Consider the following 12,534-nt stretch of genomic DNA (forward strand, 5'->3'; position numbering starts at 1 on the left):
ACCTGGGGAGAGGAACAAACCCCCCCCCGCACCAAACCCCCCCTCCCTCCACCCCCCCCCGCCACCCCCCCCCGCCACCCCGGCGGCGTCCCCCTCGCCTGTCCGGCACCGGCGATTCCGGGCCGGCGCCCCGGGACGCCGAGGGGGAGCCGGGGACCGCCCCCGGGGGCTCGGCCGGTCAGGCCAGTCGTGCGGTCCGGTGGGCGCAGCCCCAGGAGACCGTGACGCCGGCGCCGCCGTGGCCGTAGTTGTGCACCAGACGCGCACCGTCCGGCAGTTGTTCGGCCTCCAGCCGTACCCGGGCACGGGCCGGGCGCAGACCCACCCGGTGGGCCAGTATCCGGGCGTTCGCCACCCCCGGGTGGATCCGGGCACAGCGGGCGACGATCGCCTCGGCCGTCGCCGGATCCGGCTCCAGCCCCCAGGCGTGCTCGCGCGCGGTGCCCCCGAGCACCAGCCCGTACGGCTGCGGCAGCGCGTACATCGTGTCCGACGCCTCGCCGTCCGCGGCCACCAGCCACTCCTCCACACCCGGGTTCTCCACCACCACCAACTGCCCCTGCACCGGATGCACCCCGGTGTCCGGCACCAGCTCCCGTGCGCCCAGACCCGTGCAGTTGACCACGAGCGGGGCGGAGCGTCCGGCCTCGGCCGGGGAGGTCACCACGCGCTCCTCGACCGTGCCGCCCGCCGCCTCCAGACGGCGCCTCAGATAGCCGAGGTAGACCGGCATATCGATCAGCGGAACGCGCGCCCGCAGTCCCACCGGGAAGCCCTCGGGCAGCTCCTCGGGGCGCGCCGGGCGCAGCTCCGGCACCTCCGCCGCCCAGGGCCCCAGCTCCTCGACGCGGACACCGGTGTGCGTCCCCCCGGCCAGCCGGACCCCGGTCTCCTCCGGCCGGTCGGCCAGCGCGACCAGGGCGCGCAGCGTGTCGACCGACCAGTCGGCCACCTGCTCCTCCGGTTCGATGCGGTACGGCCACCACAGTCCACCGGCCACCGCCGAAGTGGTGCGCCCGGCCGGGTCGCGGCTCCACACCGCGACCCGGCGGCCCCCTTCGGCCAGCACGATGGCGCTGGTCAGACCGATGACCCCACCGCCGATGACAATCGCGTCGCACGTCATCCCCGGAGGCTATCCCCGGGGAGGGGGTCCGGCGCCAGACCCGTCCGCGCACCGGATGCGCAGCGCACGCGCACCCGGTGCGCACATCGGATTTGTCCCCGATCGACCGTGATACAGGCGCGTCGCGGTATGCGTGCGCCGATGAGTGAATACTTGGGCCATGACCTCCGAGTACGTGACCTTCGGGCTGACACCGGCCGTCCGCGCCGGCGATGTGCCGGCCCACGGTACGTATCAGAAGCACCGTGAGTTCTGGGACTTCGTCGTGGACGGCGGCCCGCTGCTGCCGCGTCTCGCCGACCTCGACGCGGTCTCACCCCTCGCCACCGACCTCGACCCCGCCGTCTTCGCCGAGCAGGTCCGCGGACTGCTGCTGGAGACGGACGCACCGCTCGACGGCGGCCGGTTCGTGCTCTACGGCTGTCCGGAGTGCCCGGGGCTGGAGTGCGGCGCGGTGACCGCCGTCGTCGAAGCGGACGGGCCGGACGTGGTGTGGCGGGACCTCGCCTGGCAGACCGGCCCCACCACCCCGGACCCCGAGCGTGACGGTGTCCTCGGCCTCGGCCCCTACCGCTTCCACGGCGACCAGTACCGCACCGAGCTGAAGCGGCTGCTCACCGAGGACGGCGGCCCGGACGCGCGCCGGGCGCCCCGGGCGCTGCTCATCGGCCGCCGGGCCGCCGTCCTCGCCGAGCTGGCCGCCGCCCTGCGGCGGATCGGCATCGGCGCGGAGATCACCCTCGACGCGGCGGGCGCGCACCCGGACGAGCTGCGCCGGTACGGCGCCGTGGTCTTCGGCCGTACCGTGCCGCAGAGCGAGCGCGACGCCGTACGGGATGCCTTCGCCGGGGCCCGCTCCGACGCGGTCTTCGTCACCGATCCCGGGCCCGTCGTCCGCCTCCTCGTCGCCCAGGTCGAACAGGCCCTGGACCGCACGCCCCGGCAGCACCGCAGACTGCTCCGCCTCACCGTGCGCGGCGGGGAGGCGCTGGTCGAGGTCGCCTCCGAGTGCCGCGTCCGGCTGGTGTCCCACCGCGTGGACCGGCTCACCCGCCCCCACAGCCACGACCTCTTCGACGGCGTACTGGCCCCGGGCCGTCACCGGTTCGCGCTGCCCGCCCGCGCGGTACGGGGCACGGCGTTCGTCGTGGCCCGCACCGGCGACGCGGTCCTGACGGCTCCGGTGGACCACCAGGCGTGACCGTGAGCGACGTCCCCCACGGGATATCCCGTGGGGGACGGACCCGCAGGGCCATTAGGATCGGGCGTCTGATGACTGCCACTCTCGTCGCCAAGGACCTCGCCGCGGGCCACGGCGACCGCACTCTCTTCTCCGGCCTCGACCTCGTCGTCGCCCCCGGCGAGGTCATCGGCCTCGTCGGGGTCAACGGCGCGGGGAAGTCCACCCTGCTACGGCTGCTTGCGGGGCTGTCCGACCCCGAGCACGGCGCGGTCCGGCTCAGTCCGCCGCACGCCACCGTGGGCCATCTTCCGCAGGAGCCCGAGCGGCGCCCGGGGGAGACCGTACGGGCCTTCCTCGCCCGCCGCACCGGTGTGGCCGCCGCACAGGCCGAACTCGACGCCACCACCCAGGCACTGGCGGACGGTGCGCCCGGCGCGGACGACGCGTACGCCGTCGCCCTGGAGCGCTGGCTCGCGCTCGGCGCCGCCGACCTCGACGAGCGCGCGGACGAGGTCGCCGCCTCGCTCGGACTGGACATCTCGCTCGAGCGGCCCATGACCGCCCTCTCGGGCGGGCAGGCCGCCCGGGCCGGACTCGCCTCGCTGCTGCTCAGCCGCTACGACGTCTTCCTGCTCGACGAGCCGACGAACGACCTCGACCTCGACGGCCTCACGCGGCTGGAGGATTTCGTCACCGGGCTGCGCGCCGGGACGGTGCTGGTCAGCCATGACCGTGAGTTCCTCACCCGTACCGTCGACAAGGTGCTCGAACTCGACCTCGCCCAGCAGCGGGTGAACCTCTTCGGCGGTGGCTACACCGCCTATCTGGAGGAGCGCGAGACCGCCCGGCGGCACGCCCGCGAGCGCTATGAGGAGTACGCGGACACCCGCTCCTCGCTGGAGGCACGGGCCCGCACCCAGCGCGCCTGGATGGAGAAGGGCGTCAAGAACGCCCGCCGCAAGGCCCCCGACGGCGACAAGATCGGGCGGAACGCCCGGGTCGAGGCCACCGAGAAGCAGGCCGCCAAGGCGCGGCAGACCGACCGGCTCATCGAGCGGCTGGAGGCGGTCGAGGAGCCGCGCAAGGAGTGGGAGCTGCGGATGGAGATCGCCGCGGCACCGCGCGCGGGCGCGGTCGTGGCGACCCTGCGCGGGGCCGAAGTCCGGCGCGGGGAGTTCCACTTCGGTCCGGTCGACCTCCAGATCGACTGGGCCGACCGGGTCGCGGTGACCGGCCCGAACGGTTCCGGGAAGTCCACCCTGCTGGCCGCGCTGCTCGGCCGGCTCCCGCTGGACGCGGGGGCGGCGGCGCTCGGCCCCGGTGTGGTGGTCGGCGAGGTCGACCAGGCCCGTGCGCTCTTCTTCGGCGGGGAGCCGCTGCTGGACGCGTTCGGCGCGGCGGTGCCGGAGCTGGAGCCCGCGGCGGTGCGGACCCTGCTGGCCAAGTTCGGGCTGAAGGCGGCCCATGTGCTGCGGCCCGCCTCCACCCTGTCCCCGGGGGAGCGGACACGTTCGGCGCTGGCCCTGCTCCAGGCGCGCGGGGTCAACCTGCTGGTGCTGGACGAGCCCACCAACCACCTGGACCTGGCCGCGATCGAACAGCTGGAGTCGGCGCTGGCCTCGTACTCCGGCACCCTGCTGCTGGTCACCCATGACCGCCGGATGCTGGACGCGGTCCACACCACCCGCCGCGTCCAGGTGGCGGAGGGCCGGATCACCGAGGCGTAGCGGGACAGGGCCCGGGCCCGGCGGCCGCCCGACGGTACGCCCTGGACCCGGTGTTGCCCGCCTCGCCCTCCGCGGCCGCGCCGCGATCAGCGCGCCGCACGACCGCACGGCACGGCCCGGCGCCGGAACGGCCGTGGCCCGGCGAGCCGTGCTCACCGGGCCACCTGTCGTCCGCCGTGTCGCGCCGCGTCCGTCAGCGTCGCTTGGGGTCCAGCAGACCCGCCCGCCGCAGCGCGTCGGCCATCGCGCCGTTCGCCGGGGCGGCGTCACGGCCGCCGCCGCGGCCGCCCTGGCGCTGCTGCGGGGCGCCCCGGCGGCCACCGCCGCGCGGTCCGCGCCCGTTGTCGGAACGGCCCTTGTCCGAGCGGCCGTTGTCGGACCGGCCGTTGTCGGACCGGCCCCGGTCCCGGTCGCGGCCACCGCCGCCACCGGAGCCGCCGCCCGCCTCGTCGTCGAGCCGCAGCGTCAGCGAGATCCGCTTGCGCGGGATGTCCACGTCCAGCACCTTCACCCGCACGATGTCACCCGGCTTCACCACGTCCCGCGGGTCCTTGACGAACGTCTTGGACATCGCGGAGACATGGACCAGACCGTCCTGGTGCACCCCCACGTCCACGAACGCGCCGAACGCGGCCACGTTGGTGACCACGCCCTCCAGGACCATCCCGGACGTCAGGTCGCCGATCTTCTCGACGCCCTCCTTGAACGTGGCGGTCTTGAACGCGGGACGCGGGTCGCGGCCCGGCTTCTCCAGCTCCTTGAGGATGTCCGTGACCGTCGGCAGACCGAAGGCGTCATCGACGAACTCGTCGGGGCGCAGACCGCGCAGCACCGCCGTGTTGCCGATCAGCGAGGTGACCTCGCCGCCCGCCGAGCCGACCATCCGGCGCACCACCGGATACGCCTCGGGGTGCACGCTGGAGGCGTCCAGCGGATCGTCGCCGCCGCGGATCCGCAGGAAGCCCGCGCACTGCTCGTAGGCCTTGGGGCCGAGCCGGGACACGCCCTTGAGCGCGGTGCGGCTGCGGAAGGGGCCGTTGGCGTCGCGGTGGGAGACGATGTTCTCGGCGAGCCCGGCGCCGATCCCGGAGACCCGGCTGAGCAGCGGGGCCGAGGCGGTGTTGACGTCCACCCCGACGCCGTTCACACAGTCCTCGACCACCGCGTCCAGCGAGCGCGAGAGCTTCACCTCGGACAGGTCGTGCTGGTACTGGCCGACACCGATCGACTTGGGGTCGATCTTCACCAGCTCGGCCAGCGGGTCCTGGAGCCGCCGTGCGATCGACACCGCGCCGCGCAGCGAGACATCCAGGTCCGGCAGCTCCTGGGAGGCGAAGGCCGAGGCCGAGTACACCGAGGCGCCCGCCTCGGAGACCATGACCTTGGTGAGCCCCAGCTCCGGGTGGTTGGCGCACAGGTCGCCCGCCAGCTTGTCGGTCTCGCGGGACGCGGTGCCGTTGCCGATCGCGATCAGTTCGACGCCGTGCTCACGCGCCAGCCGGGCCAGGGTGGCCAGGGACGCGTCCCACTGGTTGCGGGGGACGTGCGGGTAGATGGTGTCGGTGGCGGCCACCTTGCCGGTGGCGTCCACGACGGCCACCTTCACACCGGTGCGGAAGCCGGGGTCGAGGCCCATCGTGGCGCGGGTGCCCGCCGGTGCGGCGAGCAGCAGATCGCGCAGATTGGCGGCGAAGACGCGCACCGCCTCGTCCTCGGCGGCCTGCCGCAGCCGCAGCCGCAGATCGATGCCGAGGTGGACCAGGACCCGGGTGCGCCAGGCCCAGCGGACCGTGTCCAGCAGCCACGGGTCGGCGGGGCGGCCGCGGTCCGCGATACCGAACCGCCGGGCGATGGCCTGCTCGTAGGAGGTGCGGCCGTCCTCGGGTTCGTCACCCGGACCGGCGGGCTCCAGGGCGAGGTCGAGGACCTCCTCCTTCTCACCGCGGAACATCGCCAGCACCCGGTGCGAGGGCAGCTCGGTGAACGGCTCGGAGAAGTCGAAGTAGTCGGCGAACTTGGCGCCCGACTCCTCCTTGCCCTCCCGCACCTTGGTGGCCACCCGGCCGCGCTCCCACATCCGCTCGCGCAGCTCGCCGATGAGGTCCGCGTCCTCCCCGAACCGCTCGGTGAGGACGGCCCGTGCGCCCTCCAGCGCGGCGGCGGGGTCCGCGACGCCCTTGTCGGCGTCCACGAAGGCGGCCGCGGCGGCGGTGGGCTCCACGGAGGGATCGCCCAGCAGCCCGTCGGCCAGCGGCTCCAGACCCGCCTCACGGGCGATCTGCGCCTTGGTACGGCGCTTCGGCTTGAAGGGGAGGTAGATGTCCTCCAACCGCGCCTTGGAGTCGGCGCCGCGGATCTGGGCCTCCAGGGCCTCGTCCAGCTTGCCCTGGGACCGCACCGATTCCAGGATCGCGGCGCGCCGCTCCTCCAGCTCGCGCAGGTAGCGCAGCCGCTCCTCGAGGGAGCGCAGCTGCGCGTCGTCGAGCATCTCCGTCGCTTCCTTGCGGTAGCGCGCGATGAACGGCACGGTAGAGCCGCCGTCGAGCAGCTCGACGGCGGCTTTGACCTGCCGTTCCCGTACGCCGAGTTCTTCGGCGATCCTGCCTTCGATGGACGTCGTCACGATCACGCTCCGCTTTCGGTCTGCACTGCCTCTGCATTGTGGCAGGTGGCACCGACGAAGCGGTCACGGCCGACGGATTACGGCGGGGCGGACGACTGGTCAGACGTGACGGCGGCGTCCGCCGCGCACCGTGTCCGAGGCACCGCCGAAGAGGCGGGCCACGGCCCGGAAGGGGAGCGTCACCACGGCGGCGAGGGTGGAACCGATGGCGCGGAGCACGTCGGCGATGGCGCGGAACACGAGGATCTCCAATCAGTCGCTGGCGTCGGATCGGCAACCGCCGCCGGGCGCCGCACGTACGCGGGGCACGGGCACTCGCCGGCGTGCGCGGCGCGCGGTTGAGCACCCGGTTCAGGGCGGCCGATCGCGCACATTCATCGGGTATCCCGACCCGGGCGCGACAAACCCCGGCCGTCCGCGACCGGGGTCACGGACGGCCGGGGCAGGGTCGCCGAGGGCGGTCAGCGCTTGCCGATGAGGTCGGCGGGGAAGGCGCCGCGCTCCAGGGCGGTCGTGGTGAGGGCCCCGGCCAGTTCGGTCAGCCGGGCCACGCCCGCCGCGCCGAGGTGCTCGTACGGCGCCGCGTCCAGGCGGTCCGTCTCGTTCTCCAGGGCGGCGCGCAGCTCGGTGCCCGCGTCGGTCAGCTCGTTGTCCGCGGTCAGCAGCCCGCGGTCGCGCAGCCGGCCCTGGGCGGCGGTCCACTCGTCCTCGTTCCAGCCGCGGGTGCGCAGGATCCACTTGGGGGACATGCCCTTGCCGGACGCGGCGTGGCTGGCCAGCGCCTCCACCCCGTCGAGTCCGGCGCCGACCAGTGTCATCAGGTGGCCGTCGCCGCGGTGTTCGCGCAGCAGCGTGGCGGCGTGCCAGAACGCCAGATGGGGTTCGTCCGGGGTGGGCAGGTCGGCGTGCGCCGCGTACAGCGGGCGGGCGGCGCGGGAACACGCCTCGGTGGCGCGCAGGGCCAGCTCGGCCGCCTCGGCCATCTCCTTGGACGCGACGGTCTCGTCGCCCAGCACCCGCCGCAGCACCGAGTCGGCCGCGCGCAGCCGGGCCTCGAGGGCGGCCTCGGGGGAGATCACGTCCCACACCTTGGGCAGATGACGGGCGATGAGCTCGTGTTTGAAGTTGTAGAAGGTGGCGGTGACGACCCCCGCGCCGACCCGCCCGAACGCCGCCGCACGGCTCACGAAGTAGACGGCCCCGCGCTCCTCCATGCCCAGCCGGGCGAGCTCATGGCCGTAGTCCGGGGCGAAGTAGACGGCCGAGTGGAGCGGGTTGACGACGGTGTGGCAGCGGCGTGCGGCGCGCTCGGGGAGTGAGGTCATACGCCGCACGTTACCGGCAGGTAGGGAGCGCCGGAAGGCCGGGTTTCGACGCGGTCGGCGCGGCGCTCAGCCCGCCGGGGGCGTCCAGCGGAACCGGGGAGTCCGGCGGGCGAGGAACGCGGCCACGCCCTCCTCGGCCTCACCGCTCGTCCGCGCCTGCTCCCGCCAGTGGGCCACCCGCTCCGGATCCGCCGGACCGGCCGTGAACTCCTTCGCCGCGGCCTGGGTGAGCGGGGACCGCGCGACCAGCACCCGGGTGAACTCGGTCACCCGCCGGTCCAGACCGCCCGCCGGGAGGACCTCGTCCACCAGCCCGGTGCGCAGCGCCCGCCCGGTGTCGATCAGCTCCCCGGAGAACAGCAGGTACTTCGCGGTCGCCGGTCCGACCAGCTCCGCCAGCCGCCGGGTGGAGCCGGGGGGATAGACGATCCCCAGCTTGGCGGGGGTGATCCCGAACCGGGCGCCCTCCTCCGCGAACCGCAGGTCACAGGCGGCCGCCAGCTGGCAGCCGCCACCCACGCAGGAGCCGCGCACCGCGGCGAGGGTCGGCCTGGGGAAGGCGGCGAGGGCCTCCTCGGCGGGCAGCGCGGCCCCGGTGGTCTCCTCGAAGCTGGTGCTCAGCGCCCCGATGTCGGCACCCGCACAGAAGGTGTCCCCGTCGCCGGTGAGCACCAGCGCGCGGACGGCCGGGTCGGCGGCGAGCCGGGTCAGCAGCGGGGGCAGGGCGTGCCACATGCCGGGAGTCATCGCGTTGCGCTTGGCGGGGTTGCTGATGACGACGGTCGCTATGCCGTCGGCGATCCGGTGGTGCAGGCAGGGCTCCATGCGGCGGATCGTATCCGGGCCGGTCGGCGGGGTTCCGGCGCCCGGGGGCGGCCCCGCGCCGCCCCGTCCGTCCACCGTCCGGATCACCGGATGCCCCGGGTTTCCCGTGATGTCGGGGACGCCCGGACATCCCGGACTAGGGATGTTCACCAGGGTTGGCCCCAGGTGGGCGGGAATGATCCTTCGCGTGACGCTGGCATACGCCAACGATCAAAAGCAGTCGATAGGCGTTAACTTCTATTCAGTTCGCCGGTCCGTACCAACGGATTCCCAACACTCGACGGGAGTGGTGGTCGGGCCGCGGCGATGGGTGGGTATCGGACATGGAGATCGTCGGAAGAATCCCCTCGGAGCAGGGACACGCGCCGCCGCGCAGACCTCCCGTCTACGACGGGGTGTGGCGGTTCACGGCGCCCGCCCTGGACTCCTCCGTACCGCAGGCCCGGCACGCCGTGCGCGACCTGCTGATCCGTCAGCGGGTCCCGGTCCACGGCGAGCTGGTGCCCAATCTGCTGCTGATCGTCTCCGAGCTGGTGACCAACGCGGTGCGGCACGCCGCCCTGCTCTCCCCGGAGATCGCCGTCGAGGTGTCCATCGGCCCGGACTGGATCCGGGTGGCCGTCGAGGACAACCACCCCTACCGCCCGGTGGCGCTGGCCGCCGACCAGGGCGGCACCGGCGGGCGCGGGCTGCTGCTGGTCCAGGCGATCACCGAGGAGACCGGCGGGACCTACGACGTGGACCATACGGCGGACGGCGGCAAGGCGGTCTGGGCCGCCCTGCCGCTGGGCCCCGCGGCGGCTCCTACCAGCCCGCCGACGCCCCGGTGAGCTCACGGATCGCCGGCCGGGCCGCGTCCAGCACCGTCGGGAACCAGGCCGAGAACGGATGGTCCGCGCGCAGCCGTGCCAGCTCCTGAGGGGTGACGAAGGCGGTCTCGCCGATCTCCAGCGGATCCGGGGCGGGTGTCGCCCGGACCACCCCCGCGAAGAGGTGGTTGTACTCCTGCTCCACCAGCCCGGAGGCCGGGTCCGGATGGTTGTAGCGGACCGTGCCCGCCTCGCGCATCAGCGCGGGCGCCACACCCAGCTCCTCACCGGTGCGCCGGGCCGCCGCCACGAACGGCGGCTCACCCGGGTAGGGGTGGCCGCAGCAGGTGTTGGACCACACGCCGGGGGAGTGGTACTTGCCCAGCGCCCGCCGCTGCAGCAGCAGCCGTCCGGCCTCGTCGAAGAGGAAGACGGAGAACGCCCGGTGCAGCCGTCCGGGGGCGAGGTGCGCGGAGAGCTTCTCCGCGGTGCCGATCGTCCTGCCGTCCTCGTCGACCAGCTCAAGCATGATCGGTTCGGTGGAACCGTTCGGCGCGGGGGGCGCTGCGGACTCGGCGGAGCGGCCGTTGGGCGGTGTGATCGGCATGAGCATCCTCGTCGTTGCGACTCTTGAGCGTTCAAGTCTGCCGCACATGTGCCCCGGGTGAGCGTCAGTGGCGCAGCGTCAGTGGCACAGCTTGGCTTCGTGATCAGCATGCCCACCCGGTTCCAGCTGGAACGTGCAGTGTGCGACGTCGAAATGACGTCCCAGACAGCCCTGGAGGGCGTGCAGCATCTCCTCGTGGCCCACCTCGCCCAACGCCCCACGGTCGACGACCACATGGGCGGAGAGCACCGGCATACCGGAAGTGATCGTCCACACATGCAGATCGTGCAGCCCCTCCACACCGGGGAGGGCGAGGATATGGGCGCGGACCGCGTCCATGTCGACGTCCTTGGGCGCCGCCTCCAGCAGCACGTTCAGCGTCTCCCGCAGCAGTCTGAAGGTACGCGGCACGATCATGAGTGCGATCAGCAGCGAGGCGATCGGATCGGCCGTCCGCCACCCGGTGGTCAGGATGATCACCGCGGACACCAGTACCGCCACCGAGCCCAGCGCGTCCGCCAGGACCTCCAGATAGGCGCCGCGGACGTTCAGGCTCTCCCGCCGGCCGCCGACCAGCAGCACCAGTGAGACCGCGTTCGCGGCCAGGCCGATGGCGCCGAAGACGACCGTCAGCCCGCCGTCGGTGGGCGGGGGGTGCAGAAACCGCAGTACCGCCTCGTAGAGGATGTAGCCGCCGACGCCGAACAGCAGCAGACAGTTGCCGAGCGCGGCCAGAATCTCCGCGCGGGCATAGCCGTAGGTGCGGCGCGGGCTGGGCGGACGACCCGCGAAGTGGATCGCCAGCAGTGCCATCGCCAGCCCGAGTGCGTCGGTCGCCATATGCCCGGCGTCCGCCAGCAGCGCCAGTGAGTCCGCGAGCAGTCCGCCGACGACCTCCACGGCCATCACCGCCAGGGTGATCGCCAGTGCGATCCGCAGCCGCCACCGGTGGGCGGCGCCCGCGGTGGCCAGACCGCGGCCGTGGTCGTGACCCGCACCCATGCCTCTACGGCCCTCCTCCCGCACCGCCGTCCCCTGTCACCAGTGAACTACGGCCGGGGGCGGGACCGGCGGTCAGCCGCGCCGCACGGGTCAGCCGCGCGCCTCCGGGTGGTGCAGGCACCAGCCCTCCCACGCCGACTCCACCATCGCGCGGACCCCGTGGCGGGCGTACCACCCCAGTTCCTTGGCGATCAGCTCGGTGGACCCCACGACCGCGGCCGGATCGCCCGCCCGCCGCGGCTCCACCACCGGGCTGAGCTCCGGACGTCCGGTGATCTCCCCGATGAGATCCGCCATCTCGCGCACCGAGACACCCTGACCGGTGCCGATGTTCACGGTCAGATCGCCCGGCTCCGGCCGGGTGGCCAGCCGCCTGGCCACCGCCAGATGGGCCGAGGCCAGATCCTCGACGTGGATGTAGTCCCGGACACAGGTGCCGTCGGGAGTGGCGTAGTCATCGCCGAAGATCCGCGGGGCCTCACCCTGGGTGATCCGCTCGAACATCATCGGGATGATGTTGAACACCCCGGTGTCCGCCAGCTCCGGCCGGGCGGCACCGGCCACATTGAAGTAGCGCAGACAGCCGGTGGACAGCCCATGAGCCCGGCTCACCGCTCTGACCAGCCATTCCCCGGCCAGTTTGGTCTCCCCATAGGGATTGATCGGCGCACAGGGCAGGTCCTCGGTGACCAGTTCCACATCCGGCGTGCCGTAGACGGCGGCGGAGGAGGAGAAGAGGAAGCTGCCGACCCCGGCCGCGACCACCGCCTCCAGCAGCACCGTGAGGCCGTGCACGTTCTCGCGGTAGTAGCGCAGCGGCTGCTCCACGGACTCCCCGACCTGCTTCCTGGCCGCGAGGTGCACCACACCGGTCACCTCCAGCTCGGCGAAGGTGCGGTCCAGCAGCTCGCGGTCGAGCGTGGTCCCGTGTACCAATGGCACCCCGGCGGGCAGCCGGTCCCGGACCCCGCTGGACAGGTCGTCGAGCACGGCCACGGACTCACCCGCCTCGGCCATGGCCCGCACGACATGCGAACCGATGTATCCGGCGCCACCTGTGATCAGCCATGTCATGACCGCACCCTATCCACCGTCGCCGGGGCTCGGGGTTTGTCGTGGACAGCCGCCATCCACCATGATGATCGACGGCGGGGTGGAAGCGATCGTTCCCCCGATCGGGCGATGAATGTGCGGTGAACGGGCGCTTCCCTCGATCCGATAGCCTCTGCCGACGTGCCGCCCGCCCCGCCCGGGGCCGGGGCGTGCGATGTCCGTTGCCCGGAGGGCCCCCGGCCTGTGCCAGACGG

The 12,534-nt window shown here is 73.4% G+C and carries 11 protein-coding genes; 3 read left to right on the top strand and 8 right to left on the bottom strand.

Translation table 11 applies throughout. The features are described 5' to 3' along the window. Positions 1 to 178 precede the first annotated feature (178 nt). A complete protein-coding gene (locus tag AC07FT_RS22340) occupies positions 179 to 1,126 on the bottom strand; it encodes an FAD-dependent oxidoreductase (RefSeq protein WP_479177784.1) in 948 nt (315 codons plus the stop codon). A 160-nt stretch (positions 1,127 to 1,286) separates the two neighbouring features. Between AC07FT_RS22340 and AC07FT_RS22345 the strand changes: the two genes are divergently transcribed. After that, positions 1,287 to 2,327 carry an oxidoreductase gene (locus AC07FT_RS22345; RefSeq protein ID WP_479177785.1) on the top strand — a complete coding sequence of 347 codons (1,041 nt, stop codon included), beginning with the start codon at positions 1,287 to 1,289 and terminating at the stop codon, positions 2,325 to 2,327. Between the two features lie 71 nt (positions 2,328 to 2,398). Next, positions 2,399 to 4,036: an ABC-F family ATP-binding cassette domain-containing protein gene (locus tag AC07FT_RS22350; RefSeq protein ID WP_479177786.1), complete on the top strand. Its 1,638-nt coding sequence runs from the start codon at positions 2,399 to 2,401 to the stop codon at positions 4,034 to 4,036. Positions 4,037 to 4,229: 193 nt separating this feature from the next. Here the strand turns inward: AC07FT_RS22350 and AC07FT_RS22355 are convergent, their stop codons facing one another. From AC07FT_RS22355 to AC07FT_RS22370, 4 genes are all read right to left on the bottom strand, one after another. Continuing rightward, positions 4,230 to 6,659, bottom strand: a complete 2,430-nt coding sequence (locus AC07FT_RS22355; RefSeq protein ID WP_479177787.1) for a Tex family protein — start codon at positions 6,657 to 6,659, stop codon at positions 4,230 to 4,232. 99 nt (positions 6,660 to 6,758) lie between these two features. Then, positions 6,759 to 6,899 carry an LPFR motif small protein gene (locus AC07FT_RS22360; RefSeq protein WP_471205556.1) on the bottom strand — a complete coding sequence of 47 codons (141 nt, stop codon included), beginning with the start codon at positions 6,897 to 6,899 and terminating at the stop codon, positions 6,759 to 6,761. Between the two features lie 221 nt (positions 6,900 to 7,120). Further along, positions 7,121 to 7,984 (bottom strand): SCO6745 family protein, encoded by an 864-nt coding sequence (locus AC07FT_RS22365; protein ID WP_479177788.1) that lies wholly within the window; start codon positions 7,982 to 7,984, stop codon positions 7,121 to 7,123. A 66-nt stretch (positions 7,985 to 8,050) separates the two neighbouring features. After that, a complete protein-coding gene (locus AC07FT_RS22370) occupies positions 8,051 to 8,809 on the bottom strand; it encodes an enoyl-CoA hydratase/isomerase family protein (RefSeq protein ID WP_479177789.1) in 759 nt (252 codons plus the stop codon). Between the two features lie 323 nt (positions 8,810 to 9,132). On the opposite strand from AC07FT_RS22370, the gene AC07FT_RS22375 reads away from it, so the two are divergent. Then, positions 9,133 to 9,639, top strand: coding sequence for an ATP-binding protein (locus AC07FT_RS22375; RefSeq protein WP_479177790.1), 507 nt, complete (start codon positions 9,133 to 9,135; stop codon positions 9,637 to 9,639). Here AC07FT_RS22375 and idi read toward each other — a convergent pair. The 3 genes from idi to galE form a co-directional block, all read right to left on the bottom strand. Next, the gene (gene idi, locus AC07FT_RS22380; RefSeq protein ID WP_471205563.1) at positions 9,614 to 10,225 is read right to left on the bottom strand and encodes an isopentenyl-diphosphate Delta-isomerase; all 612 of its coding nucleotides are present in this window, start codon (positions 10,223 to 10,225) and stop codon (positions 9,614 to 9,616) included. The genes AC07FT_RS22375 and idi overlap by 26 nt on opposite strands. Before the next feature lie 78 nt (positions 10,226 to 10,303). Then, positions 10,304 to 11,227 carry a cation diffusion facilitator family transporter gene (locus AC07FT_RS22385; protein ID WP_479177791.1) on the bottom strand — a complete coding sequence of 308 codons (924 nt, stop codon included), beginning with the start codon at positions 11,225 to 11,227 and terminating at the stop codon, positions 10,304 to 10,306. Between the two features lie 90 nt (positions 11,228 to 11,317). After that, a complete protein-coding gene (gene galE / locus AC07FT_RS22390; protein WP_479177792.1) occupies positions 11,318 to 12,301 on the bottom strand; it encodes a UDP-glucose 4-epimerase GalE in 984 nt (327 codons plus the stop codon). Positions 12,302 to 12,534: the final 233 nt, after the last annotated feature.

This window comes from Streptomyces sp. NPDC045899, from assembly GCF_056431485.1.

Coding starts and splice junctions, on each gene's coding strand:
- AC07FT_RS22340 (WP_479177784.1), bottom strand. CDS start 1,126: ATGACGTGCGACGCGATTGTCATCGGCGGTGGGGTCATCGGTCTGACC.
- AC07FT_RS22345 (WP_479177785.1), top strand. CDS start 1,287: ATGACCTCCGAGTACGTGACCTTCGGGCTGACACCGGCCGTCCGCGCC.
- AC07FT_RS22350 (WP_479177786.1), top strand. CDS start 2,399: ATGACTGCCACTCTCGTCGCCAAGGACCTCGCCGCGGGCCACGGCGAC.
- AC07FT_RS22365 (WP_479177788.1), bottom strand. CDS start 7,984: ATGACCTCACTCCCCGAGCGCGCCGCACGCCGCTGCCACACCGTCGTC.
- AC07FT_RS22370 (WP_479177789.1), bottom strand. CDS start 8,809: ATGGAGCCCTGCCTGCACCACCGGATCGCCGACGGCATAGCGACCGTC.
- AC07FT_RS22375 (WP_479177790.1), top strand. CDS start 9,133: ATGGAGATCGTCGGAAGAATCCCCTCGGAGCAGGGACACGCGCCGCCG.
- idi (WP_471205563.1), bottom strand. CDS start 10,225: ATGCCGATCACACCGCCCAACGGCCGCTCCGCCGAGTCCGCAGCGCCC.
- AC07FT_RS22385 (WP_479177791.1), bottom strand. CDS start 11,227: ATGGGTGCGGGTCACGACCACGGCCGCGGTCTGGCCACCGCGGGCGCC.
- galE (WP_479177792.1), bottom strand. CDS start 12,301: ATGACATGGCTGATCACAGGTGGCGCCGGATACATCGGTTCGCATGTC.